23 protein-coding genes and 1 pseudogene are annotated in these 25,176 nt (G+C 70.6%); 13 read left to right on the forward strand and 11 right to left on the reverse strand.

Features of this window, described 5'->3' with window-relative positions:
* Positions 1 to 5 precede the first annotated feature (5 nt).
* Positions 6 to 695 carry a nitroreductase gene (locus DEW08_RS20290; protein WP_211107247.1) on the forward strand — a complete coding sequence of 230 codons (690 nt, stop codon included), beginning with the start codon at positions 6 to 8 and terminating at the stop codon, positions 693 to 695.
* A 23-nt stretch (positions 696 to 718) separates the two neighbouring features.
* Here the strand turns inward: DEW08_RS20290 and DEW08_RS20295 are convergent, their stop codons facing one another.
* On the reverse strand, positions 719 to 3,007 hold the full coding sequence (locus tag DEW08_RS20295; RefSeq protein WP_168220443.1) for a hybrid sensor histidine kinase/response regulator: 2,289 nt from the start codon (positions 3,005 to 3,007) through the stop codon (positions 719 to 721).
* Between the two features lie 324 nt (positions 3,008 to 3,331).
* On the opposite strand from DEW08_RS20295, the gene DEW08_RS33285 reads away from it, so the two are divergent.
* The 5 genes from DEW08_RS33285 (at position 3,332) to DEW08_RS20320 (ending at position 7,685) form a co-directional block, all read left to right on the forward strand.
* A complete protein-coding gene (locus DEW08_RS33285; RefSeq protein WP_281262061.1) occupies positions 3,332 to 3,652 on the forward strand; it encodes a periplasmic nitrate reductase, NapE protein in 321 nt (106 codons plus the stop codon).
* A 23-nt stretch (positions 3,653 to 3,675) separates the two neighbouring features.
* Positions 3,676 to 3,993: a chaperone NapD gene (locus DEW08_RS20305; protein ID WP_109330678.1), complete on the forward strand. Its 318-nt coding sequence runs from the start codon at positions 3,676 to 3,678 to the stop codon at positions 3,991 to 3,993.
* 76 nt (positions 3,994 to 4,069) lie between these two features.
* On the forward strand, positions 4,070 to 6,568 hold the full coding sequence (napA, locus tag DEW08_RS20310) for a nitrate reductase catalytic subunit NapA (protein WP_211107298.1): 2,499 nt from the start codon (positions 4,070 to 4,072) through the stop codon (positions 6,566 to 6,568).
* A gap of 11 nt (positions 6,569 to 6,579) precedes the next feature.
* On the forward strand, positions 6,580 to 7,068 hold the full coding sequence (locus DEW08_RS20315) for a nitrate reductase cytochrome c-type subunit (RefSeq protein ID WP_109330680.1): 489 nt from the start codon (positions 6,580 to 6,582) through the stop codon (positions 7,066 to 7,068).
* Positions 7,065 to 7,685 carry a cytochrome c3 family protein gene (locus tag DEW08_RS20320; protein ID WP_109330682.1) on the forward strand — a complete coding sequence of 207 codons (621 nt, stop codon included), beginning with the start codon at positions 7,065 to 7,067 and terminating at the stop codon, positions 7,683 to 7,685. Before DEW08_RS20315 ends, DEW08_RS20320 begins: the two co-directional genes overlap by 4 nt.
* 68 nt (positions 7,686 to 7,753) lie before the next feature.
* Here DEW08_RS20320 and urtE read toward each other — a convergent pair whose 3' ends face one another.
* The 5 genes and pseudogenes from urtE to urtA all read right to left on the reverse strand — a co-directional run bounded on the left by urtE (position 7,754) and on the right by urtA (position 13,401).
* On the reverse strand, positions 7,754 to 8,449 hold the full coding sequence (gene urtE, locus DEW08_RS20325) for an urea ABC transporter ATP-binding subunit UrtE (RefSeq protein WP_109330684.1): 696 nt from the start codon (positions 8,447 to 8,449) through the stop codon (positions 7,754 to 7,756).
* An 18-nt stretch (positions 8,450 to 8,467) separates the two neighbouring features.
* A pseudogene (gene urtD / locus DEW08_RS20330) lies at positions 8,468 to 9,213 on the reverse strand (urea ABC transporter ATP-binding protein UrtD).
* A gap of 4 nt (positions 9,214 to 9,217) precedes the next feature.
* Positions 9,218 to 10,366 (reverse strand): urea ABC transporter permease subunit UrtC, encoded by a 1,149-nt coding sequence (urtC, locus tag DEW08_RS20335; protein ID WP_109330686.1) that lies wholly within the window; start codon positions 10,364 to 10,366, stop codon positions 9,218 to 9,220.
* A 4-nt stretch (positions 10,367 to 10,370) separates the two neighbouring features.
* Positions 10,371 to 11,999, reverse strand: a complete 1,629-nt coding sequence (gene urtB / locus DEW08_RS20340; protein ID WP_109330688.1) for an urea ABC transporter permease subunit UrtB — start codon at positions 11,997 to 11,999, stop codon at positions 10,371 to 10,373.
* Positions 12,000 to 12,099: 100 nt separating this feature from the next.
* The gene (gene urtA, locus DEW08_RS20345; RefSeq protein WP_109330690.1) at positions 12,100 to 13,401 is read right to left on the reverse strand and encodes an urea ABC transporter substrate-binding protein; all 1,302 of its coding nucleotides are present in this window, start codon (positions 13,399 to 13,401) and stop codon (positions 12,100 to 12,102) included.
* Between the two features lie 331 nt (positions 13,402 to 13,732).
* On the opposite strand from urtA, the gene DEW08_RS32700 reads away from it, so the two are divergent.
* From DEW08_RS32700 to DEW08_RS20355, 3 genes are read left to right on the forward strand one after another with little or no spacing between them, the layout of a single operon-like run.
* Entirely contained in the window at positions 13,733 to 15,610 is a 1,878-nt protein-coding gene (locus DEW08_RS32700) for a purine-cytosine permease family protein (protein ID WP_245986720.1), read from the forward strand.
* A gap of 49 nt (positions 15,611 to 15,659) precedes the next feature.
* A complete protein-coding gene (locus DEW08_RS32705) occupies positions 15,660 to 17,162 on the forward strand; it encodes an ATP-binding response regulator (RefSeq protein WP_245986799.1) in 1,503 nt (500 codons plus the stop codon).
* Positions 17,159 to 18,082, forward strand: coding sequence for a response regulator transcription factor (locus DEW08_RS20355; protein ID WP_109330692.1), 924 nt, complete (start codon positions 17,159 to 17,161; stop codon positions 18,080 to 18,082). The genes DEW08_RS32705 and DEW08_RS20355 overlap by 4 nt, the downstream gene beginning before the upstream one ends.
* An 18-nt stretch (positions 18,083 to 18,100) precedes the next feature.
* On the opposite strand, the gene DEW08_RS20360 is transcribed toward DEW08_RS20355, so the two are convergent.
* Entirely contained in the window at positions 18,101 to 18,544 is a 444-nt protein-coding gene (locus DEW08_RS20360) for a response regulator (RefSeq protein WP_168220445.1), read from the reverse strand.
* 335 nt (positions 18,545 to 18,879) lie between these two features.
* Here DEW08_RS20360 and DEW08_RS20365 point away from each other — a divergent pair, with 335 nt between their 5' ends.
* Entirely contained in the window at positions 18,880 to 19,089 is a 210-nt protein-coding gene (locus DEW08_RS20365; RefSeq protein ID WP_109330696.1) for a hypothetical protein, read from the forward strand.
* Positions 19,090 to 19,216: 127 nt separating this feature from the next.
* On the opposite strand, the gene DEW08_RS20370 is transcribed toward DEW08_RS20365, so the two are convergent.
* Both DEW08_RS20370 and DEW08_RS20375 read right to left on the reverse strand, forming a co-directional pair.
* Positions 19,217 to 19,699, reverse strand: a complete 483-nt coding sequence (locus DEW08_RS20370) for a hypothetical protein (protein WP_146214739.1) — start codon at positions 19,697 to 19,699, stop codon at positions 19,217 to 19,219.
* A gap of 129 nt (positions 19,700 to 19,828) precedes the next feature.
* Positions 19,829 to 20,215, reverse strand: a complete 387-nt coding sequence (locus DEW08_RS20375; RefSeq protein WP_245986722.1) for a hypothetical protein — start codon at positions 20,213 to 20,215, stop codon at positions 19,829 to 19,831.
* Positions 20,216 to 20,409: 194 nt separating this feature from the next.
* Between DEW08_RS20375 and DEW08_RS20380 the strand changes: the two genes are divergently transcribed.
* The 3 genes from DEW08_RS20380 (at position 20,410) to DEW08_RS20390 (ending at position 23,518) form a co-directional block, all read left to right on the forward strand.
* Positions 20,410 to 21,156 carry a FadR/GntR family transcriptional regulator gene (locus DEW08_RS20380; protein WP_109330701.1) on the forward strand — a complete coding sequence of 249 codons (747 nt, stop codon included), beginning with the start codon at positions 20,410 to 20,412 and terminating at the stop codon, positions 21,154 to 21,156.
* 76 nt (positions 21,157 to 21,232) lie between these two features.
* On the forward strand, positions 21,233 to 22,567 hold the full coding sequence (locus DEW08_RS20385; RefSeq protein WP_109330703.1) for a CynX/NimT family MFS transporter: 1,335 nt from the start codon (positions 21,233 to 21,235) through the stop codon (positions 22,565 to 22,567).
* A 111-nt stretch (positions 22,568 to 22,678) separates the two neighbouring features.
* On the forward strand, positions 22,679 to 23,518 hold the full coding sequence (locus DEW08_RS20390; protein WP_109330705.1) for an IclR family transcriptional regulator domain-containing protein: 840 nt from the start codon (positions 22,679 to 22,681) through the stop codon (positions 23,516 to 23,518).
* A 1-nt stretch (position 23,519) separates the two neighbouring features.
* Here the strand turns inward: DEW08_RS20390 and DEW08_RS20395 are convergent, their stop codons facing one another.
* Together DEW08_RS20395 and DEW08_RS20400 are read right to left on the reverse strand one after the other, a co-directional pair.
* Positions 23,520 to 24,134, reverse strand: coding sequence for a glutathione S-transferase (locus DEW08_RS20395; RefSeq protein WP_109330707.1), 615 nt, complete (start codon positions 24,132 to 24,134; stop codon positions 23,520 to 23,522).
* Positions 24,135 to 24,252: 118 nt separating this feature from the next.
* Entirely contained in the window at positions 24,253 to 25,176 is a 924-nt protein-coding gene (locus tag DEW08_RS20400; protein ID WP_109330709.1) for a LysR family transcriptional regulator, read from the reverse strand.

Below are 25,176 nucleotides of genomic sequence, written 5' to 3' on the forward strand. Positions count from 1 at the left end.
ATCCCATGGACCCGCAGATGAGCGTCGACGAGGCCGTGGCGACCCGCCGCTCCGTCCGCGCCTTCCTCGACCGCCCGGTGCCGCCGGAACTGCTGCGCGAGGTGCTGGAGCGGGCGGGGCGCGCGCCGTCCGGCGGCAACCTGCAGCCCTGGCATCTGCATGTGGTCTCCGGCCGGCGGCTCGCCGACCTCAAGGCGCTGATGGCGGCCCGCGTGCTGCAGACCAACGCCGAAGAGCCGCTGGAGTACCAGGTCTACCCCTACCCGATGCCGGAGCCCTACAACGCCCGCCGCATCAAGTGCGGCGAGGACATGTACGGCCTGCTGGGCATCGCGCGCAGCGACAAGGCGCGCCGCTGGGACCGCTTCCGCGACAATTTCCAGCTCTTCGGCGCGCCGCTCGGCCTGTTCTGCTGCGTCGACCGCCGGATGGGGGCGGCGCAGTGGGCCGACATCGGCATGTACATGCAGACGGTGATGCTGCTGCTGAAGGCGCGCGGCGTCGACAGCTGCGCGCAGGAGGCCTGGCACCTCTACCACCGCACGATGGCGCAGTTCCTCGGCCTGCCGGAGGAGCAGATGCTGTTCTGCGGCATCGCCGCCGGCTATGCCGACCACGGGGCGCCGGTCAACCGGCTGGTCACCGACCGCGCCCCGCTGGAGGAGTATGTCCGCTTCCACACCGACGAGGCGTAGGAGCGGAGGCTTCCCCCGCGGCCTCACCCCCGGCGCACCTGCGCCACCACAAGGCGCAGGCGGTTGGGGTCGATCGGCTTGGTGAGGTAGCCGTCGAGGCCGGCGGTCATGTGGGCGGCCACCGTCTCGGCGATGGCGTCGGCCGACAGGCCCCAGACCGGCACGCCGGCGGCGGGACCCTCCAGCTCGCGGATCAGGCGGGTCGCCTCGTCGCCGTTCATCCGCGGCATGCGCATGTCCATCAGCACGAGGTCGAAGCCGCCGGGGTTGCCGGGCGACCGGCGGCCGCGGGCGCGCACCGCCTCCACCGCGGCGACGCCGTCCCCGACGCAGGCGATGCGGTGGCCGTCGCGGCGCAGGATCGCCATGATCAGCTCGCGGTTGATCCGGTTGTCCTCGACCAGCAGGATATTGGCGCCGGGCTGGCCGGACGGCAGCTCCGCCGGCGCCTCGCGCTCCGCCGGGGCCGGCATCGCCGGGCGGGCGGGCAGCCGGACGAGGAAGCTGGAGCCCACCCCCGGTTGCGAGCGCAGCGAGATGGTGCCGCCCATCAGCCCGACGATCCGGCTGGCGATGGCAAGCCCCAGGCCGGTGCCGCCGAAGCGGCGCGACACCGATTCGTCGGCCTGCCGGAAGGCTTCGAAGACGTGGGCGGCCTGCTCCCCGGTCATGCCGATGCCGGTGTCGGTCACCTCGAAGCTGACGGTCCCCGCCCCGTCGCCGGACGCCGTCAGGGTGACGCGCCCGTTCTCGGTGAACTTGCAGGCGTTGCTGACGAGGTTGGCGATGACCTGCCGCAGCCGCCCCGGGTCGCCGGCCATGGTGACGGGGGTGCGCGGCTCCACCCGCACCGTCAGGCTGTTGCCGCGCTCGGCCGCGCGCGGGGCGAACAGGTCGGCCACCTGATAGACCAGTTCGCCCGGCACCACGCAGCCCTGCTCCAGCGTCATGCAGCCGGCCTCGATCTTGGAGAAGTCGAGGATGTCGTCCAGCACCCGCAGCAGATCCTTGGACGCCGTGGTGATGGTGTTGGCCCAGGCGCGATGCTCCTCCGAGGCGACATGCTCGGACAGCAGCGAGGCGAAGCCGACCACCGCGTTCATCGGGGTGCGGATCTCGTGGCTCATCATGGCGAGGAACTGGCTCTTCGCCCGCTCGCCGGCCTCCGCCCGCTCCTTGGCGAGCTTGAGGTCGGTGATGTCCACCGCGGTGCCCAGCACGTAGGCGGCGCCGCTGGCCCGGCGGAAGGGCCGCTTGGAGACGCGGTAGTGGCGCGCCCTGCCCTCCACCTCCAGCGTCTGTTCGATCAGCAGTTCCCGCCCGGCCTCGATGACCTGCCGGTTGTCCCTCATCCAGAGGGCGACCACCTCGGGCGGAATGAAGTCGCAGAGGCTGGCGCCCTCGACCTCCTGCGTGGAACGGCCGATCTGCGCGGCGAGCGCCTGGTTGACCAGGACATAGCGGCCATCGGCGTCATGGACGAAGATCTGGTCCGGCACGAGGTCGACCACGGCGCGCAGGAAGCTGCGCTGCTCCTCCAGCTCGATCTCCATGCGGCGGCGGTCGGTGATGTCGCGCTCGTTGATCAGGACGGTGGGCGCGCCGGTGACCGGGTCGATGGCCGGCCGCGCATCCAGCCCGTGCCAGGCCTCGCCATGGACCGTCCGCACCGCCAGCTCGCGGCTGAAGACGCGCCCGCCGGCGATGGCGGACAGCAGGTCGCGGCGGTCGCGCTCGTCGATCAGATGGGCGCCGATCCGGTTGCCCTGCTCCTCCGGATCGATGGGGCCGAAGGCGCGCATCGCCGCCGGATTGCGCATCAGGGGCCGCCCCTCGGCGGAATGGAGGGAGATCATCACGTTGGTGTGATGCAGCGCCTCCACCCCGCGCAGGGTTGCCGGATCGGTCGGCTGGTCGAGGGGCTGCGCCTCGTGCAGCATGGCGCGGCGGCCGTCGGGAAGGGCGATGGCGGTCCGCCGCACCCGCACCGTCACCGGCCGGCCGCGCGGATAGAAGGTCCATTGGTCGACCGGCTGCTCCCCGGCCGACAGCCGCTCGATCAGCGCCGAAAGCCGGGTGCGCGTCGCCTCGGACATGTCGCTGAAGTCCCGGCGCAGGAAATCCTCCAGCGTCGGCGCGTCCCACAGCTCCAGCGCGGCGCGGTTGGCCCAGGCCATGCGCGCCCGCTCGCTGTCGAACACCCAGATGGGCATCCACAGCCGTTCCAGCGCCGGAAGCTGGTCGAACGTGATCAGCCCGCCGCCGTCGGCAGGCGGCGCGGCGGGCGGCCGGGACGCAACATCCAGTATCATTCTGCGATCGCCGCTCAACGTATGACTGGGTGACGGGATTACTTTTAGCCCACGAACCGTTAAGATTTTCTTCCAGAGCAACAATAGATCATACCCGGATACGAGGGAAGTTCTCCTGCGCTCCATGATTCAATTGGTCACATCTGCAAGTTCGTTCGTTTCCTTATTATCGAAACGACCTTTCCCGGCTTCGCCCGCATCATCCGCACGGCAAATCGGTCGGTACGCCAGCAGCTTTCGCAGGGACCTGCCCGCTTCGTTTGCCGGACTTGACCTAGGTCAAGTTCTTCCCGCCCGAAAGAACCGATACTTAAGCATGAGCGGTTGGGCCGTTCGTGCCAGCTCCTGCTGGCCGACAGCCGCAACCGGCTCGATGCCACAGACCTTTCGCCGCCGAACGAGAGCGCTTCCCATGACCCAGACGTCCATGCCCCGGCGTCCATCGCCCCGCAGTCCGCGCAGCAGCCCCGGGGTTCCGCACGCGCGGCCGAGCTTCCGGGCCAGCCGCCGAGCCGCCGGGCAGAGGCGCTGATGTTCCTGGCGCTGGCCATCCTGGTCTGGCCGGTGGTCTCGGTCGGGATCGTCGGGGCCTACGGCTTCTCCATCTGGATGTCGCAGCTCCTCTTCCACAGCCCGCTGCATTGATCCGGATCGCGAGGAGCCCCGCCATGGCCGAAGTCCACATCTCCAGCCTGATCGTCCGGCACCTGCCCGAGCAGGCCGCCGCCGTCCGCGCCGCCGCCGGGGCGCTGTCCGGGCTCGACTGGCATGCCGACCAGGACGGCAAGGCGGTCGTCACGCTGGTGACCGACAGCGCGCGCCGCATCCTGGACTATATCGACGCGCTGAACCTGCTGCCGGGCGTGCTCGGCACGACGCTGGTCTACCACCATTACGAGGATGCCGAGGCCATCGACGGCCCGGCGCCGGACGCGGCCCTGGGGCCGGCGCCCGACGCCGCGACGGCACCCGCCCTGTCCCGCTGACGATACCGACACCGCACGTCCAACGAAGCAGGCCGGCCGGAAGCCCATCCGGAGACGGCCCCAGGAGATCCGCATGCTGCAGTTGTCCCGCCGCGACTATCTAAAGGCCCAGGCCGCCCTCACCGCCGCAGCGGCGGCCGGCGTCAGCCTGCCCGCCGCCGCCGGCAATCTGGTTGCCGGGGCCGATGCCAAGCTCACCTGGTCCAAGGCGCCCTGCCGCTTCTGCGGCACCGGCTGCGGCGTCATGGTCGGGGTCAAGGACGGCCGCGTCGTCGCCACCCACGGCGACGTCAAGGCGGAGGTCAACCGCGGCCTGAACTGCGTGAAGGGCTATTTCCTGTCGAAGATCATGTACGGCGAGGACCGGCTGACCCAGCCGATGCTGCGCATGAAGAACGGCAAGTACGACAAGGACGGCGACTTCACCCCGATCACCTGGGACCAGGCCTTCGACACCATGGCCGCCAAGTGGAAGGAGGTCCTGAAGAAGAAGGGCCCGACCGCGGTCGGCATGTTCGGCTCCGGCCAGTGGACGATCTACGAGGGCTATGCCGCGTCGAAGCTGATGAAGGCCGGCCTGCGCTCCAACAACCTCGACCCGAACGCGCGCCACTGCATGGCCTCGGCGGTGATGGGCTTCATGCGCACCTTCGGCATGGACGAGCCGATGGGCTGCTACGACGACATCGAGGCGGCCGACGCCTTCGTGCTGTGGGGCTCCAACATGGCGGAGATGCACCCCATCCTGTGGACGCGCATCACCGACCGCCGCCTGAGCCACGCCACCGCCAAGGTCGCCGTCCTCTCCACCTTCGAGCACCGCAGCTTCGACCTCGCCGACATCGGCATGGTGTTCACGCCGGGCTCCGACCTGGCGATCCTGAACTACATCGCCAACCACATCATCAAGTCCGGCAAGGTCGACAAGGCGTTCGTCGAGAAGCACTGCGCCTTCAAGCGCGGGCGCGACGACATCGGCTATGGCCTGCGCCCGGAACATGCGCTGGAGCAGAAGGCGAAGAACGCCGCCAAGGCCACCGAGTCCGACCCGATCAGCTTCGAGGAGTTCGCGAAGTTCGTCGAGCCCTACACGCTGGACAAGGCGCATGAGCTGTCCGGCGTGCCGAAGAACCGGCTGGAGGCGCTGGCCGAGCTCTATGCCGACCCGTCGGTGAAGGTCGTGTCCTTCTGGACGATGGGCTTCAACCAGCATGTCCGCGGCGTGTGGGCCAACAACCTCGTCTACAACATCCATCTGCTGACCGGGAAGATCAGCCAGCCGGGCTGCGGCCCCTTCTCGCTGACCGGCCAGCCGTCCGCCTGCGGCACGGCGCGCGAGGTCGGCACCTTCGCCCACCGCCTGCCCGCCGACATGGTGGTGACCAACCCCGAGCACCGCAAGCACGCCGAGGAGATCTGGAAGCTGCCGGAGGGCACCATCCCCGACAAGGTGGGCTTCCACGCCGTGCTGCAGGACCGGATGCTGAAGGACGGCAAGCTCAACGCCTATTGGGTGATGTGCAACAACAACATGCAGACGGCGCCCAACACGTCGAAGGAGACCTATCCCGGCTACCGCAATCCGGAGAACTTCATCGTCGTCTCCGACCCCTACCCGACCGTGACGGCGCTGGCCGCCGACCTGATCCTGCCCACTGCCATGTGGGTGGAGAAGGAGGGCGGCTACGGCAACGCCGAGCGGCGCACCCAGCTCTGGCGCCAGCTCGTCGCCGCGCCGGGCGAGGCGCGCTCCGACCTCTGGCAGCTCATGGAGTTCGCCAAGCGCTTCACCACCGACGAGGTGTGGCCGGACGAGCTTCTCAACAAGAAGCCGGAGTACCGCGGCAAGACCCTCTACGACGTGCTGTTCCGCAACGGGCAGGTCGACCGCTTCCCGCTGACCGACTGCGACCCGGCCTATGAGAACACCGAGGCCAGGCAGGCCGGCTTCTACGTGCAGAAGGGGCTGTTCGAGGAATATGCCTCCTTCGGCCGCGGCCACGGCCACGACCTCGCCCCCTTCGACATGTACCACCAGGAGCGCGGCATGCGCTGGCCGGTGGTCGACGGCAAGGAGACGAAGTGGCGCTACCGCGAGGGCTTCGACCCCTACGTCAAGGCCGGCGAGGGCGTGAAGTTCTACGGCAACAAGGACGGCCGGGCCAACGTCTTCGCCCTGCCCTACGAGCCGCCGGCCGAGGCGCCGGATGCCGAATATCCGTTCTGGCTGTCCACCGGCCGCGTATTGGAGCACTGGCACAGCGGGTCGATGACGCTGCGCGTGCCGGAGCTGCGCAAGGCGGTGCCGAGTGCCGTCGTCTTCATGCATCCCGACGACGCCAGGGAGCTGAACGTCCGGCGCGGCCAGGAGGTGCGCGTGACCTCGCGCCGCGGCGAGGTGCGGGTGCGCGTCGAGACCCGCGGCCGCAACAAGCCGCCGCGCGGCCTCGTCTTCGTGCCCTTCTTCGACCACACGATCCTGATCAACAAGGTGACGATGGACGCCACCGACCCGATCAGCAAGCAGACCGACTTCAAGAAGTGCGCGGTCAAGATCACCCCCGTCAGCGCCTGAGGACGACCACCATGAAGACCCGCTTCCTCCTCGCCATGCTGGCCGCGCTGGCGGCGACCCCGGCGCTGGTCACCGGGGTGACCGCCGCCGATCCCCAGACCGCCAGCGGCGGCCTGAAGCTGCCCGCCGGCCCCCACCCGATCACGCAGGACATGCCGGCGGAGCCCACGGCGCACGAGATCACCGACGACCAGAAGCGCGTGCGCAACTACGCCGACCAGCCGCCGCTGATCCCGCATGCCGTCCGCGACTACCAGATCGACCTGAACGTCAACAAATGCCTGACCTGCCACGACCGGCGCAACACCGCCGGGTCGCAGGCGCCGATGATCTCCGTCACGCATTTCCAGGACCGTGACGGACAGGCGCTGGGACAGGTGGCGCCGCGCCGCTACTTCTGCACCCAGTGCCATGTGCCGCAGACCGATGCCAAGCCGATCGTCGGCAGCAGCTTCCGCGACATCGACAGCGTGCTGAGCGGCAAGGACGGCCCGAAATGAGCATCCGCAGCATCCTGATCCGGCTCTGGCAGCTCTTCGCCCGGCCGAGCGTGCATTTCGGGCTGGGCTTCCTGACGCTGGGCGGCTTCATCGCCGGCGTCATGTTCTGGGGCGGCTTCAACACCGCGCTGGAGGCGACCAACAAGGAGGCCTTCTGCATCTCCTGCCACGAGATGAAGGACAATCCCTACGAGGAGCTGAAGCAGACCATCCACTTCACCAACCGGTCGGGCGTGCGGGCGACCTGCCCGGACTGCCACGTCCCGCACGAATGGACCGACAAGATCGCCCGCAAGATGCAGGCCTCCAAGGAGGTCTGGGGCAAGCTCTTCGGCACCATCGACACGCGGGAGAAGTTCCTCGACAAGCGGCGGGAGCTGGCCGAGCACGAGTGGTCGCGGCTGAAGGCCAACAACTCGCTGGAATGCCGCAACTGCCACAGTGCCGAGTCCATGGACATCACCCGGCAGAACCCGCGCGCCGCCAAGATGCACGAGACCTACCTGTTCACCGGCGAGCGCACCTGCATCGACTGCCACAAGGGCATCGCCCACCGCCTGCCCGACATGCACGGGGTCGAGCCGGGCTGGACGGAGAAGACCAGCGCGCTGCGCTGATCCCTTTCCCCGACAGGCTCCCCGTGTATGGAAGACGCCCCGTTCCGGCCCGTACGGGGCGTCTTTTCTCACACCGTCAGGTACTTGCGCACCTCGCTCTCCTCCAGCCCGTCGCGCGGGCCGGCCAGCATCACCTCGCCGCGCTCCATCACCGCCCAGTCGTCGGCGAGGTCGCGGGCGAACTCGAAATACTGCTCGACCAGCAGGATCGCCATGTCGCCCCTGTCGCGCAGGTAGCGGATGGCGCGCCCGATGTCCTTGATGATCGAGGGCTGGATGCCCTCCGTCGGCTCGTCCAGCACCAGCAGGCGCGGCCGGGTGACCAGCGCGCGGCCGATGGCGAGCTGCTGCTGCTGCCCGCCCGACAGGTCGCCGCCGCGGCGCTCCAGCATGCTCTTCAGCACCGGGAACAGCTCGAACACCTCGTCGGGGATCGAGCGTTTGGCGCGCGGCAGCGGCGCATAGCCGGTCAGCAGATTCTCGCGCACCGTCAGCAGGGGGAAGATCTCGCGCCCCTGCGGCACATAGGCGATGCCGCGCCGCGCCCGGTCGGCGGGGGCGAGCCTCGTGATGTCCGCCCCGTCCCAGCCGATCGAGCCGCCCGACACCGGCTTCAGCCCGATGACGGCGCGCAGCAGGCTGGATTTGCCGACCCCGTTGCGGCCCAGCAGGCAGGTGACCTTGCCGACCTCCGCCCGCAGCGACACCCCGCGCAGGGCCTGGGCGGCGCCGTAATGCAGATCGACCGATTTGACGTCCAGCATGGTTTTGCTCCGGATTCCCTACCGCCCGAGATACACGTCGATGACCTGCTGGTTGCCGCTGACCGAATCCAGCGAGCCCTCGGCCAGCACCGAGCCTTCGTGCAGCACCGTCACCTTCACCCCAGCGCGCGGACGAAGGCCATGTCGTGCTCGACGACGATGACCGAGTGGCGGCCGGCGATGTCGACCAGGAGTTCGGCCGTCTGTTCGGTCTCCGCGTCGGTCATGCCGGCCACCGGCTCGTCCACCAGCAGCAGCTTGGGGTCCTGGGCCAGCAGCATGCCGATCTCCAGCCACTGCTTCTGGCCGTGCGACAGGCTGCCGGCCTGGCGGTCGCGCAGGGCCGACAGGCGGGTGATGTCGAGGATCTCCTCGATCCGGGCGCGGTCGTCGCGGCCGACCGAGTAGGTCAGCGTGTCGATCGGCCGGCGCGGCGCCTTCAGGGCCAGCTCCAGATTGTCCCAGACGCTGTGCGGCTCGAACACGGTCGGGCGCTGGAACTTGCGGCCGATGCCGAGCGAGGCGATGCGGGACTCGCGCAGCTTCGTCAGGTCGGTCCTGCCCTCGAACAGGATGGTCCCGGTGTCGGGCCGGGTCTTGCCGGTGATGACGTCCATCATGGTCGTCTTGCCGGCGCCGTTCGGGCCGATGATCGCCCGCATCTCCCCCGGCGCGATCACCAGCGAGAGGCTGTTCAGCGCCCGGAAGCCGTCGAAGGTGACGGAGACGCCGTCGAGATAGAGCAGGGTGTCTTCCGCGGACATGGTGTCAGGCTCCCTTCCGCTCGGCGGTTGCGTCGGGTGCGGCGGCGAGGCGCTCGCGCCTGGGCAGGCGGGCGGCGACCTGCCCGGCAAGGCCGAGCAGCCCCTTCGGCAGGAACAGGGTGACCAGCACGAACAGGCCGCCGAGCGCGAACAGCCACAGCTCCGGCAGGGCGGCGGTGAAGTAGCTCTTGCCGAAATTCACCAGCACCGCGCCGATGACCGCGCCGGCCAGCGTGCCGCGCCCGCCGACCGCCACCCAGATCACCGCCTCGATCGAGGCGGCCGGCGCGAACTCCGACGGGTTGATGATGCCGACCTGCGGGACGTAGAGCGCCCCGGCCACCCCCGCCATGCAGGCGGACAGCACCCAGGCGAACAGCTTGTAGCTTTCGGTGCTGTAGCCGAGGAAGCGCACGCGGCTCTCGGCGTCGCGCAGCGCGATCAGCACCTTGCCGAGCTTGGAGGCGACGACCGCCGAGGCGATCAGGTAGCCGAGCGCCAGGGCGAGGACCGTGGCGACGAACAGCGCGATGCGGGTCGCCGGGGCCTGGATGTCGGCACCCAGGATCTCCTTGAAGTCGGTCAGGCCGTTGTTGCCGCCGAAGCCCATGTCGTTGCGGAAGAAGGCCAGCATCAGCGCGAAGGTCAGCGCCTGGGTGATGATCGAGAGATAGACGCCCGTCACCCGGCTGCGGAAGGCGAACCAGCCGAAGGCGAAGGCCAGCAGGCCGGGCACCAGCACCACCATCAGGGCGGCGATCCAGAACTGGTCGAAACCCAGCCAGTACCAGGGCAGCTCCGTCCAGTTCAGGAAGACCATGAAGTCGGGCAGCACCGGATGGCCGTAGACGCCGCGCGGGCCGATCTGCCGCATCAGGTACATGCCCATGGCGTAGCCGCCGAGCGTGAAGAAGGCGGCATGCCCGAGCGAGAGGATGCCGCAATAGCCCCACACGAGGTCGAGCGACAGCGCCAGCAGGGCGAAGCACAGGTATTTGCCGAGCAGCGACACGGTGTGGATGGAGAGGTGCCAGGGCGACCCCTCCGGCACCCAGAGCGTCATCGCCGGCACCGCGACCGCGAGGAGGGCGAGCACCGCCAGCATCACGCCGGCGCGGCGGTCGAGGCCCATCAGGAGAAAGCGCGTCAGCATGGGATCAGGCCTCCACCGCCCGGCCCTTCAGCGCGAAGAGACCGCGCGGACGCCGCTGGATGAACAGGATGATGAAGATCAGCACCAGGATCTTGCCGAGCACGGCGCCGGCATAGGGCTCCAGGAACTTGTTGACCGAGCCCAGCGCCAGCGCGCCGACCAGCGTCCCCCACAGGTTGCCGACGCCGCCGAACACCACGACCATGAAGCTGTCGATGATGTAGCTCTGGCCCAGGTTGGGGCTGACGTTGTCGATCTGGCTGAGCGCCACCCCGGCCAGCCCGGCGATGCCGGACCCCAGCCCGAAGGTCAGCGCGTCCACCCGCGCGGTGCGGATGCCCATGGCGTTGGCCATGGCGCGGTTCTGCGTCACCGCCCGGATCGACAGGCCGAACCAGGTCTTCTTCAGCGCCACCAGCAGGGCGGCGAAGACGGCGAAGGCGAAGACGACGATCCACAGCCGGCCGTAGGTGATGGTCAGCCCGCCGAGCTCGAAGGCGCCGGACATCCAGGAGGGCGCGCCGACCTCGCGGTTGGTCGGCCCGAAGAGCGAGCGGACCGCCTGCTGCAGCGCCAGCGACAGGCCCCAGGTGGCGAGCAGCGTTTCCAGCGGCCGGCCGTAGAGCCAGCGGATCACGCTGCGCTCGATGGCGATGCCGACGCCGCCGGCGACCAGGAAGGCGACCGGCAGCGCCACCAGGATCGACCAGTCGAACAGGCCGGGGGCATAGGCGCGGAAGGCCTCCTGCACCAGGAAGGTGGCATAGGCGCCGATCATCACCATCTCGCCATGCGCCATGTTGATGACGCCCATCACGCCGAAGGTGACGGCGAGCCCGATGGCGGCGAGCAGCAGGACCGAGCCCAGCGACAGCCCGTACCACAGGTTCTGCGCCGCGGCCCACATGGCGAGCGTCTGCTCCACCGTCGCGGCGGCGGCGCGGGCGGCGGTCCTGGCCGCGTCCGACGCGTCGGAACCGGCGACCATGGTCAGCAGCGCCAGCGCGTCGCGGTCGCCGCGGTCGGCCAGCGTGGCGACGGCGGCCTGGACATCGGCATCCGGCGCGCCGCCGGCGGTCAGCAGGATGGCGGCGCGGGCCTGCTCCATGGCGCGGCGGACGCCGGCATCGGTTTCCTTGGCGATGGCGGCGGCGAGCGTCTCCAGCGCGGCGGCGTCGCGGCTCTTGAACACCGCGTCGGCGGCGGAGCGGCGCGTGGCGGCGTCGGGGCTCATCAGCGTCAGCGCGCCGAGCGTCGCGCTGATGGCGCGGCGCAGGCTGTTGTTGATCCTGATCTTCTCGACGGCCGCGGCGGGCGCCTCGCCGAGGTCGGCCCTGGTCAGCGGGTCGGAGAGGGCGTAGCCGCCGCCGGCCTTGCGGGCGATGACGACCGCGCCGTCGGCCTTGCGGACATGGAGGTCGCCCGCCTGCAGCGCCTCGATCACCGGAACGGCCGCCGGGTCGCCGGCTTCGGCGAGCCGGCCGAGCGCCTTCTCCGTCCCCGCATAGCCGCCGCTGCCGAGCGCCTGGACAAAGGGCTTCAGGTCGGCCGGCGTCACGTCTGCGGCGAGCGCCGCGTGGGAGCAGAGGACCGCCACGCACAGGGCGAGGCACCAGCGAACTGCGCGTCGCATCTCATGGGTCCTTGGTTCGGGGGAGATACAGGCCCTGCCCCCCGCCGCCCGCGTCCGAACCGTCGGTCGCACGCGGGCGGCGGGGGAGACGGTCACGTCGTCACGAGCCCTTGCCGCCGCACTTGCCGGTCTTCACGTTGAAGTTCCCGCAGGACAGCGGCTTGCGCCAGTCGGCGATCAGGTCCTTGCTGTCCGGCAGGAAGTCCGACCACTCGTCGCCGGGCACCAGGCCGGGGGTCTTGGAGACGATCTCGAACTGGCCGTTCTCCTGCACCTCGCCGATCAGGACCGGCTTGGTGATGTGGTGGTTCGGCAGCATGGCCGAATAGCCGCCGGACAGGTTCGGCACCGCGACGCCGACCATGGCGTCGATCACCGCGTCGGAGCTGGTGGTGCCCGCCGCCGCGACCGCCTTGACCCACATGTTGAAGCCGATGTAGTGGGCCTCCATCGGGTCGTTGGTCACGCGCTTGTCGTTCTTGGTGAAGGTCTTCCAGGCCCTGATGAACTCGGCGTTCACCGGGGTCTCGACCGACTGGAAGTAGTTCCAGGCGGCGAGATGGCCGAGCAGCGGCTTGGTGTCGATGCCCGCCAGCTCCTCCTCGCCGACCGAGAAGGCGACGACCGGGATGTCCTCGGCCTTGATGCCCTGGTTGCCCAGCTCCTTGTAGAAGGGCACGTTGGCGTCGCCGTTGATGGTGGACACCACCGCCGTCTTCTTGCCGGCCGAGCCGAACTTCTTGATGTCGGCGACGATCGACTGCCAGTCGGAATGGCCGAACGGCGTGTAGTTGATCTTGATGTCCTCGTCCTTGACGCCCTTGGACTTCAGGTAGGCTTCGAGGATCTTGTTGGTGGTGCGCGGATAGACGTAGTCGGTGCCGGCCAGCACCCAGCGCTGCACCTTCTCCTTCTGCATCAGGTAGTCGACGGCCGGGATCGCCTGCTGGTTCGGGGCGGCGCCGGTGTAGAAGACGTTGCGGGACGACTCCTCGCCCTCATACTGCACGGGGTAGAAGAGGATGCTGTTCAGCTCCTCGAACACCGGCAGGACCGACTTGCGGCTGACCGAGGTCCAGCAGCCGAACACCGCGGCGACCTTGTCCTTGGTGATCAGCTCGCGCGCCTTCTCGGCGAACAGCGGCCAGTTGGAGGCGGGGTCGACGACCACGGGCTCCAGCTTCTTGCCGAGAACGCCGCCCTTCTTGTTCTGCTCCTCGATCAGCATCAGCATGACGTCCTTCAGCGTCGTCTCGCTGATCGCCATGGTGCCGGAGAGCGAATGCAGGATGCCCACCTTGATGGTGTCCTGCGCAAGCGCCGGGCCGGCGCCCGCCGCCGCATAGAGAGCCAGGCCGGCAAGCGCGCCGAGCGAATAGTTGGTCGCCTTCAGAGTCCGCATTCGTAAGCCCCCTTGTTCGTCAGACGTGGTCGTCCGCGTTGTTCTCTGACGTCTGGCCGGCGGTCTTGACGCCACCGGTGTGGTCGGCCGGAATGCTAGCGCGGGGGTCGGGGCGCGTATCTACGTCAAACGCCCCATATGGCGGTGCAGCATCGGCATGCGGAATGGCCGTCCGCGACCGGAGCCCCGCCTGCGGGCGGCGTGCCCCGGCCGCATGGATCCGTTGCCGATGGGGAGCATCCCGCCCTTGCCAACCGCGCGCAAAGCCCTGACGATGCCGCACGGCGCATCGCCACAGGACCGGACAGGGGGCGGCCGGACGGCCGAACAGATGGGCGCTCGGCAGAGGATCGTTCGGGAACGGCGGCAGTACAACCAGCTCGCCGCCGACCAGACGCTGGAAGACTATGCGCTGCGCTACACGGCGGAGCGGGCGCGGCGCTGGTCCGCCTGGCGGGTGGTCCATACGGCGCTCGGCGCCATCTCCTTCCTCGCCTGCGAGGCCATCGGCGCGGCGGTGACGCTGGCCTACGGGTTCGAGAACGCCATCGCCGCCATCCTGGCGGTGGGGGTGCTGAACATCCTGGTCGGGCTGCCGATCACCTATCACGCGGCGAAGGCCGGCGTGGACATCGACCTGCTGGCCCGCGGGGCCGGCTTCGGCTATCTGGGCTCCACCGTCACCTCGCTGGTCTACGCCTCCTTCACCTTCATCCTGTTCTCGATCGAGGCCAGCATCATGTCGGCCGGGCTGACGCTGGTGCTGGGCATCCCGGATTCGCTCGCCCACGTCATCAGCGCGCTCGGCGTCATCCCGATCGCGGTCTACGGCATCCGCGTCATCAGCCGCATGCAGGTGGCGACCCAGCCGGTCTGGATCCTGCTGCAATGCGTGCCGCTCGCCTATTTCGTCCTGCTCGACCGCTCGGTCTTCGCGGAGTGGACGGGCTTTCCGGGGCTGCAGGGAACCGGCGGCTTCGCCCTGCTGCCCTTCGGCATGGCAGCCTCCATGCTGCTGTCGCTGCTGCCGCAGATCGGCGAGCAGGTGGACTATCTGCGCTTCCTGCCTTCGCCGGCGCGGATGGGGCGGGGCCGCTGGTGGGCGGCGATGCTGGCGGGCGGGCCCGGCTGGTCGGTGATCGGCAGCCTGAAGCTGGCGCTGGGCTCGCTGCTGGCCTTCCTGGCGCTGAAGCACGGGCTGCCGCCGGCCGACGCCATGCAGCCGACGGTGATGTACCACATGGCCTTCTCCGACCTGTTCGGCTGGCCGGCGCTGGCGCTGGCGCTGACCGGGATCTTCGTCGTGGTCTGCCAGATGAAGATCAACGTGACCAACGCCTATGCCGGTTCCATCGCCTGGTCCAACTTCTTCTCGCGCCTGACGCGCAGCCATCCGGGCCGCGTGGTCTGGCTGGTCTTCAACGGGTTGCTCGCCCTGCTGCTGATGGAGATCGGCATCCTCGGCGTGATCGAGAGCATCCTGGCGCTCTACGCCAACGTGGCGGTGGCTGGCTGGGGGCGGTGGCGGCCGACCTCACCATCAACAAGCCGCTGGGCTTCAGCCCGCGGGGATCGAGTTCAAGCGCGCCCACCTCTACGACATCAACCCGGTCGGCGTCGGGGCGATGGGGCTGTCGGTGCTGTCCTCCACCGCCGCCTTCTTCGGGCTGGCGGGGCCGGTGCCGCAGGCGCTGGCGCCCTTCATCGGGCTGGTGGTGGCCATCGCCGCCGCCCCGGTCATCGCCTGGGCGACGCGGGGGCGCTATTACCTCGCCCGCCCGGCCGCCGGCCTGCCGGAGGGGGCGGCGGAGATCCGCTGCTCGATCTGCGAGAACAGCTTCGAGCGGGCGGACATGGCCTTCTGCCCGGCCTACGACGCGCCGATCTGCTCGCTCTGCTGCACGCTGGAGGCGCGCTGCCACGACCTGTGCAAGACGAGGAGCCGCTTCGCCGACCAGATCGCCGGGGCGCTGCGCGCCGTGCTGCCGCCGCGGCTGGCGGCGGGGGTGCACACGCGCATCGGCCATTTCATCGGGGTGATGGCGCTGTTCACCCTGCTGCTGGGCGGGGTGCTGATCGTCATCGACTTCCACTTCGCCAGCGCAGCACCGGAGGAGCTGACGGCGATCCGCGCCGCGCTGACCGCGGTGTTCTTCTGCCTGCTGATCCTGTCGGGGGTCGCCGCCTGGCTGCTGGTGCTGGCGCATGAGAGCCGCCACAAGGCGGAGCAGGAGACCGCCCGCCAGACCGCCATGCTGATGGACGAGATCGCCGCGCACGAGCGCACCGACGCCGCCCTGCAGAAGGCCAAGGAGGCGGCGGAGGCGGCCAACGCCGCGAAGAGCCGCTACATCATCGGCGTCAGCCACGAGATCCGCGCGCCGCTGAACGCCATCTCCGGCTATGCCCAGCTTCTGGAGCGCGGCGCCACCGAACGGCCGCAGGACGCGGTGCGGGTGATCCGGCGCAGCGCCGAGCATCTGTCGAACCTGATCGACGGGCTGCTCGACATCTCCAAGATCGAATCCGGCCTGCGCAAGCTCAGCCGCGACAAGGTGAAGCTGCCGGACTTCCTCGACCAGCTCGCCGACATGTTCCGCATCCAGGCGGAGGCCAAGGGGCTGGAGTTCCGCTATGAACGCGCCCCGCGCCTGCCGGGCTGGGTCCACACCGACAGCCGCATCCTGCGCCAGATCCTGATCAACCTGCTGTCCAACGCGGTGAAGTACACCGAGACGGGATTCGTCGCGCTGACCGTGCGCTACCGCAGCCAGATCGCCGAGATCGAGGTCGCCGACAGCGGCATCGGCATCCGGCCGGAGGATCTGGAGCGGGTGTTCGAGCCGTTCGAGCGCGGGCGCGGCGCCGCCGTGCGGGCGGTGGCGGGCACCGGGCTCGGCCTGACCATCACGCGGCTGCTGACCCAGATCATGGGCGGCGACATCGCGGTGCGCAGCGCCGCCGGCTCCGGCAGCGCCTTCACCGTGCGGCTGCTGCTGTCCGAGGCCGCCCCCGGCGAGGAGGCGGAGCGGCGGCCGGTCGCCGGCTATGCCGGGCCGCGGCTGAAGGTCCTGCTGGTCGACGACGATCCCGAGCAGCTCGGCCTGATGCAGGAGATCCTGCGGCCGCTGGGCTTCCTGCTGTTCACCGCCTCCGACGCCGCGGGCAGCCTCGATCTGGCGGCCCAGTGCCGGCCGGACCTGGCATTGCTCGACATCTCGCTGCCCGGCGAGAGCGGCTGGGACATCGCCGAGGCGCTGCGCGGCCGGTTCGGACCGGCGATCCGCATCGTCATGGTCTCGGCCAACGCCTACGAGGCGGCGGGGCCCGGCGACGGGCGCAGGCCGCACGACGCCTTCGTGGCGAAGCCGATCGACATCGCCCAGCTCCTCGACCGCATCCAGGCGCTGACCGGGCTGGAGTGGCTGCAGGCCGGCGGGCAGGGAGGCGGCGAGCCGGCAGGCGGCGGACCGGGAGCGGGCGAGGCCCCGGCGCCCCCGGCAGCCACGCCGGCGCCCCCACCGCCACCCGGACCGGCAGCCGCGCCGGCGCCGGCCGCCCTGCGTCACCTCGACGACCTGCACCGGCTGGGCAGGATCGGCTATGTTCGGGGGATCGAGGCCAAGCTGCGGGAGATGGAGGCGGAAGACCCCGCGCTGGCCCCCTTCGTCGAGCGGCTGCGCAGTCTGGTGCGTGCATTCGACCTGAAAGGGTATATGAAGGTGGTGGATTTGGCGCGGAGCGATGGGGTCGGGGGATGAAGCGTCGGGACATGATCCTGGTGGTCGACGACACGCCCGAGACCCTGGGATTCCTGACCGACGCGATCGAGGACGCCGGCCTGACCGCGCTGGTCGCCACCGACGGGGACGGCGCGCTGGAACTCGTGGCCCAGATCACCCCCGACCTGATCCTGATGGACGCCATGATGCCGGGGCTCGACGGGTTCGAGACCTGCCGCCGGCTGAAGCAGAGGGCCGAGGTCTCCCACGTTCCCGTCATCTTCATGACCGGCCTGACCGACACCGAGCATGTGGTGCGCGGGCTGGAGGCCGGCGGCGTCGACTACGTCACCAAGCCCATCGTGGTCGACGAGCTGATCGCCCGCATCCGCGTCCACCTCGCCAACGCCCGGGTGTCCTATGCCGCGCGCATGGCGCTGGACGCCACCGGCCGCTTCCTGCTGGCCGCCGACGCCGAGGGCCGCATCCTGTGGTGCACGCCGCAGGCCGAGCGGCTGATGCAGGGCCTGCTGCCGGGACCGGACGGCGCGCCGGCGGCGCAGGCGGACGCGCTGGCCGCCGGGCTGGCCCGGCTGCGGCAGGCGCCGTCCGGCGACGGCCTGGCGCTGACGCTGCCCGACGGCGAGGGCGGCACGCGGCGGCTGGAGTTCTCCTACCTCAGCCCGGCCAATCCGGGGGAGTACCTGTTCCGCCTCAGCGAGCCGGCGGCCGGCCGGCAGGAGGCGATCCTGCGCGACGCGCTGGGGCTGACGGCGCGCGAGGCCGACGTGCTGCTGTGGCTCGCCAACGGCAAGTCCAACCGCGACATCGGCGAGATCCTCGGCATCAGCCCGCGCACGGTGAACAAGCATCTGGAGCAGGTCTTCGCCAAGCTCGGCGTCGAGAACCGCGCCTCCGCCGCCGCACTGGCCATCCGGATGCTGGCGGCCAAGAGCTGATCCTTCCCCCTGCGGCCCTCACCCCCGGCGGCGGGCGGCCAGCACCGCCTCGATCCGGCTGCGCAGCAGGTCGGGCTTGATCGGCTTGACCAGGAAGGCGGTGGCGCCGGCGCCATGCGCCCGGGTGACGATGTCCGCCTCGGTATGGGCGGTCAGCATGATGACGGGGGTCTTCGGGTCGATGGCGTCGGGCGGCACCGGCTGCGCACCCTCCTCCGGCGGCGGGGGCTGGCCGGCGCGCAGCCGGCGCAGGAAGGTGATGCCATCCATCGGCTTCATCCCGATGTCGCACAGGATGACGTCCACCGGGGCGATGCCCAGGATGCGGAAGGCCGCCGGACCGCTCGCCGCCTCGCGGACCGAGCCGACCCCGATCTTGCGCAGGACCGACAGGATCAGATTGCGGGTGAAGTCGTGATCCTCGACCACGAGGACGGAGGCGGCGGCCAGATCGATCGCCATCGTACCAATGCTCCGGGACATGTCCTGCCGACCCCTCTGCCGCGTCTCCGGGAGAATAATTGAAGTAAATTTTCCCTAAAATGCTTTCATGGCCGTGCGGCGAAAGGCCCCATCATTTCCGGTATCCGGCAAAGGACATGGTCGGGCGGTCCCCCGTCAGCCATGCATAACCACGCATGCCAACTTTCCACCAAAACATAAGTGCTCGGCCGAATTCATAACCATTAGGTAATACCCTGGGTGCCAGTATATCAGCACACAGCCGGCCCTTTCGGTTGAGAAGAGCGGCCAGACATGACTGGACCCGACTCCCGGCTTTCGCGTGGGGATCAGCTATGACGATCACCGTCACAATCGCACCTTGCGCGGCAGAACACCGCCCGAAGGTCTATACCGCCACCCGCTCGCCGCTGCTGGACATCGCCCAGGCGATGTCGGACGCCTGCGACGGGCTGCCGATCCGCGTGCTGGACGGCAGCGGCCACCTCGCGGCCGTCATCGGTGACGCGTCGGAAGAGGATTCGGGGGATGTGGAGCTGTTCTGACGAACGGCAGGGGGGCGCCCGCCGCCCTCGGCGGCGCCCGTCCCGGGATGATGTCCGGCCCGGTATGATGTCCGGCCCGGGATGATGTCCGGCCCGGCCGGATGACCGGGATTCGGCCCAAGCCCGCTCAGCGCGTGCGGGAGATGCGGCCGTCGCGGTAGGTCCAGCTCGCGGCGGGGCCGCCGGCCGGGTTGGGCATGGACACGGTCAGCACGCCGTCGGCGGTCGCCACCTCCGGCTCCTTGCTGCAGGTGCCGAAGGGCAGCGACATGCGCGGCGCCGGCCCGGACAGATCCAGCACCCGGTAGCGCGCCGGGCAGTCCTTGGCGTCGCCCTCGTGCTGGAACAGGACCATCCAGCGGCCCTGCACCTGATAGGCGTTGTAGAAGGCGACGGTGTGGCTCTCGCGGTCCTCGAACACCGTCTTCTCGTTGACGACGATGCGGGTGACCTTGGGCTGGTCCTCGATGAGTTGCAGCACCTCGTCGCCCAGCGCCGCCGTCAGGATGGTATCGGATGCCATCGCCCGGCCGCCGGCCAGCGCAACCACCATCGCGCCGGCCACCACCGCGGCGGTCCGTACCGGCATGCTCTTCGTCAGCCCCTTCACGATCACCCTGTCCCTCGCCTCGCGTCACGGCCGCGCCACCGGCATGCGGCCACCATCCCTGATGAGGACGCCACCATAATCGCGATGGCGTCACATCGGAAGCGCGGCGACGGGTCCGGCACGATTCGGTTACCGGAAGGGGATGTTCACCCCGAAGCTGACGCTCGGCGGCGGCGGGGGCGCATAGACCACCGGAGGCGGCGGCACATAGACCGCCCGCGGCCGCGGATAATAGACGACCGGCGGCGGCGGCGCGTAGATCACGGCCGGCGGCGGGGCGCCATAGATCACCCGCGGCCCCTGCCAGCCCCAGTCGCCCCGGTGGTGGCGGTGATGCTTCCAGTCGCCGCGGTCCCACTCCCCGCGGCCCCAGCCGCCCCGGTCCCAGTCATGGGCCGAGGCCGGCGCGGCGAAGCCCGCGGCCAGCGATCCGGCCAGCAGCGCGCCGAGTGCCGCGCCTTTCAGCCCGCGCCATGCCGTGGCGCCAAACCCCTGCCTGTTCTTCCCGGCGACCATTTCCGGATCCTCCTGCGTCAGAGGACGCTGCGTCCTCACACCAGCACGAACGCGGCGCCGCACCGATTCATTCCACGGCCTTCCCGCGCAAAGGAGGTAGCTGCTTCGGCGTAGCCGGCCTTCCCCGACCCGGCGGGGCGGATGGGCGCAAAGGCGGTCTTGTGCCGCCCGTCCAAACATCGGATGTTTGGACCATGTCGATCGTCCCCCCGCCCCCCGCCCCTTCTCCGTCCGGAGCCTGCAGCCTCGCCGCCGTCCCCCGCCGCTCGCTGGTCGAGACCGCCATCGGCATGATGCGCGCCGAGCTGGAGCGCGGCGGCTGGCCGGTCGGCAGCCGCATCCCGCCGGAGGCGGAGCTCGCCGCCGCCCTGCAAGTCAGCCGCAACACGGTGCGCGAGGCGATCCGCGTGCTGTCCCATGCCGGGATGCTGGAGGTGCGGCAGGGCAACGGCACCTATGTCCGCTCCCCCGTCGATCCGGCGGAGACCATGCGGCGCATCGCCCGCACCACGCTGCGCGATCATCTGGAGCTGCGCTGCACGCTGGAGGTCCAGGCGGCCGGCCTGGCGGCGCTGCGCCGCACCGACTCCGACCTGGAGCGGATCCGGGGGGCGCTGGAGGCGCGCGGCGACACCGCCGCCAAAGAACCGGGCGACGCGGCGCTGGAAGCCTTCATCGACCGCGACATCGCCTTCCACATGGCGGTGGCGGAGGCCGCCCACAACGTGGCGCTGGCGGAGCTCTACCGCTATTTCACCGGAACGATGCGCGGCCAGCTCCGCGCCGCGCTGCGCGACAGCGCCCTGCCGGAACCCGACCTGCCGGCCCATCATGCCGTGGCCGACGCGATCGCCGCCCGCGACCGTGCGGCGGCGGAGGAGGCCGCCCGCGCCATCGTCGCCCCGTCGCTGGCGGCGCTGGATGCCCTGCTCGCCCCCTGACCGGCAGTCGCCGGCCTTCGACCGCCGCCCCCCGATCCGCCGCCTTCCGTCCCTCCTTCGATCCGGACCCTCCGCGATGACCGCCAGCCCGTCCGCCGCCCGCGGCCAACCGCTTCCCCACCGCGCCGCCGATCCGGCGCAGCCCGATCACGCCGCCGCCTCCATCCTGGCCGACGACCTGCTGGTCGGGGTGGACGAGGATCCGCCGCCGCCGGCCCGGCGGCCGCGCCACCCCCTGCTGGTGGCGGGCGCCATCGTGCTGGTCGCGCTGAACCTGCGCCCCGCCCTGTCGAGCGTCGGGCCGGTGCTGCAGGAGATGGTGGGGGAGCTGGCGATCTCCGCCACTCTGGCCAGCGTGCTGACCACGCTGCCGGTGCTCTGCCTCGGCCTGTTCGGGCTGAGCGCGCCGGGGCTGGCGCGGCGCTTCGGCAGCGAGCGGGTGATCCTGGCGATCCTGCTGGTGCTCGCCGCCGGGATCGGGCTGCGCGCCGTGCCGTCCTTCCCGGCGCAGATGGTCGCCGCGGTGCTGGCCGGCGCCGGCATCGGCATCATCGGCGCCCTGCTGCCCGGCCTGGTGAAGCGCGACTTCCCCGACCGCGCCGCCCTGATGACCGGCGTCTACACCATGGCGCTGTGCGCCGGGGCGGCGGTGGCGGCCGGCGCCGCCGTGCCGCTGGAGGTGGCCTTCGGCGACCGCTGGAACCTGTCGCTGGCGGTCTGGCTGCTGCCGGCGGTGGTCGCCGCCGCCGTCTGGTTCCCCCTGCTGCCGCCCCGCCTGCCGGCCGGCACGCCGCCCGCCCCGCGGGTGCGCGGGCTGTGGGGCGACGGGCTGGCCTGGCAGGTCACCCTGTTCATGGGGCTGCAGTCCTCGCTGGCCTACATCCTGTTCGCCTGGCTGCCGGTGATCCTGCGCGACCGCGGGGTGGCGCCGGTCGATGCCGGCTTCGTCATGTCGGTGCAGATCCTGGTGCAGGTCGGGGCCGCGCTGGTGGCGCCGCTGCTGGCGGCCCGCTTCCGCAACCAGAGCCTGATCGCCGCCGCCACCCAGGCGATCTCGCTCGCCGGCTTCCTCGGCTGCGTCTATGGGCCGCTCGACCAGCTCTGGGGCTGGGCGGTCCTGCTCGGCATCGGGCAGGGGGCCTCCTTCGCCGTGGCGCTGACGCTGATCGTGATGCGGGCGGGCGACCCGCATGTGGCGGCGCAGCTCTCCGGCATGGCGCAGAGCGTCGGCTACACGCTGGCCGCGATGGGGCCGCTGGCCGCCGGGCTGCTGCACGACCGCACCGGGGCCTGGCACGCCAGCACCGGCCTGTTCGTCTGCGCCGGCCTGTCGGCCGCCCTGTTCGGCCTCGCCGCCGGACGGGCCCGGCTGGTGCTGGAGGGCGGCCAGGGGGAGGGCCGCCGGGGATAGCCGCCCGCCGCGGCGCCGGGCGGCCCGCCGATCCGGCGAAAGTGCGATTTCTCTGGCCTTCGCGCGATAATCGCCCCATGCTGCGGCAAGGACAGCGGGGGGAGGAACGCCATGACCGCGAGGAAGCCGGCCGGTGCGGACGTGACCGGGGAGATCGCCGACGAGGTCTCCGGCGAACAGCCGAACGACCCCAACTTCATGACGTCGCTGGCGCGGGGGCTGGCGGTGATCCGCGCCTTCACGGAGCGCGAGCCCAACCTGACCATCGCCGACATCGCCAGGATCACCGGCCTGCCGCGGGCTGCCGCCCGGCGCTGCCTGCTGACGCTGATGCAGCTCGGCTATGCCGGGACGGACGGGCGGACCTTCTTCCTGCGGCCGAAGATCCTGGCGCTGGGCTATTCCTTCCTGTCCTCCGCCCCGCTTGCCAGCATCCTCGACCCGCTGATCGAGCGGGTGAGCGGGGCCGTGCAGGAATCCTGCTCCGCCGCCGTGCTGGACGAGGACGAGGTGGTCTACATCGCCCGCGCCGCGACCAAGCGGATCATGTCGGTCGGGCTGAATGTCGGCAGCCGCCTGCCGGCCTACTGCACCTCGATGGGCCGCGTCCTGCTCGCCGCCCTGCCGGAGGGGGAGCTGGAGGCCTATCTGCGGCGGGCCGCGCTGAAGCCCTTCACCGAACGCACGATCACCGCGCCCGACGCGCTGCGCCGCGAGCTGGAGCGGGTGCGCGAGCGCGGCTTCGCCCTGGTCGACCAGGAGCTGGAGCTCGGCCTGCGTTCGATCGCCGTGCCGGTGCGCACCGCGGCAGGCGCGGTGGTCGCCGCGATGAACGTCAGCGCCCAGGCCGCGCGCGTCACCTGCCCGGAGATGGAGGTGCAGTTCCTCCCCCACCTGACCCGTGCCGCGGAGGAGGCCCGCGTGCTGCTGGTGCGCACGCGGGGGGTGTGACCTACTCCAGCGGGCAGGAGGCGAATTCCGGCAGCGCCTCCGCCCGTGCGGAGAAGCGCGTCAGCGCCGGGTGGCCGCCCTCCTCCACGATGTCGGGCAGGGCGAAGCGGGAGAAGCGCCAGGCGACCGCCACGGTGACGTCCGCCTGCAGCGGCCGGTCGCCGATCAGCCAGCCCTTGGCCGGCGCCACCTCCTTCTCCAGCACCTGCCAGGCGGCGAGGAGCTGGCCGCGCACCCGGTCGACCCAGGGCTCGTGCTGCTTCTCGCCGGGGCGCAGGTTGCGCTCGTAGACGATCTGCACCGCCTTCTCGCAGGCGGCGAGCGCCAGGCCGGTCAGGCGCTGGCAGCGCAGGAAGTCCGGCAGCGCCACCGGGTTCAGCCGCCGCCCGGTCGGCGCCAGCCGGTCGAGATATTCGAGGATCAGGGTCGAATCGAGCAGGACCGTCCCGTCGTCCGCCACCAGGGTCGGCGCCTTGACCACCGGGTTGATCGCCGCGAAGGCCTCGAAATTGCGGAAGACGGAGAGCGGCGACTGCTCGAAGGGCAGCCCCATCAGCTTCAGCGAAACCGCGACGCGCCGCACATAGGGCGAGTCCATCATGCCGATCAGACGCATCGGAATCCTTCCTTGCAATGGCGGCCGGACCATCGTCGGGCCATGGACTGAACGCGCCACAGCATGATCCGGCTTCGGCCAGGGTGAAAGGGCGCGGATCCCGCCGGCCGGATGCCGGCTACAGCATCGCGTCGGGCGAGATGGCGTCGAGCGAGGCGCGGATGCGCGGCACCAGATAGTCGGCGAAGGCCCGCACCTTGGCCGGCACCAGGGCGCGGTGGGGATAGAGGACGGCCAGCGTCACCGGCTCCGGCCGGAAGTCGGGCAGCACCAGTTCCAGCGCGCCGCGGGCCAGCGGCTCCGCCACCTCCCACAGCGGCTTCAGCGCGATGCCCTGCCCGGCCAGCACCCAGCCGGTCAGCACGTCGCCGTCGTCGGCGTCGTAGCGGCCCGCCACCGGCAGCTTCACCGCCTCGCCGGCCCGGTCGATCAGCGTCCACTGGTGCTGCTGCGTGCCGGGAAAGCGCAGCAGCAGGCAGTTGTGCGCGGCGAGGTCGGCCGGCTCGCGCGGGCGGCCGCGCGCCTCCAGATAGGCGGGGGAGGCCACGAGAACCCGGCGCAGGTCGGCGATCTTGCGCACGACGAAGCTGGAGTCCTTCAGGTCCGCCATGCGCAGCGCCACGTCCACCCCCTCCCGCAGCAGGTCGAGCAGATGGTCGGACAGGCGCAGCCGCACCTCCACCAGCGGATAGGTGGCGCAGAACTCCGGCACCAGCGGGGCGAGCAGGCTGCGGCCGAAGCCCAGCGGGGCGGTGACGCGGAGGCTGCCCGAAGGCACGCCCGATTCGGCGGCGATGCTGGACCGGGCGCGCTCCACCGCCTCCAGCACCTCCAGGCAGCCCTGGTAGAAGGTGAGGCCGGTCTCGGTCGGCTGGAGCTGGCGGGTCGTCCGGTTCAGCAGCCGCACGCCGAGATGGGTCTCGAGCTGCTGGATGCGGTGGCTGACCATCGCCGGCGACATGCGCAGGTTCCGCCCGGCCGCCGACAGGCTGCCGAGATCGACCACCCGCACGAAGATGCGCATGTTCTCCAGCAGGGCCAT

The organism is Azospirillum thermophilum (assembly GCF_003130795.1).
GTDB classification, from domain to species: domain Bacteria; phylum Pseudomonadota; class Alphaproteobacteria; order Azospirillales; family Azospirillaceae; genus Azospirillum; species Azospirillum thermophilum.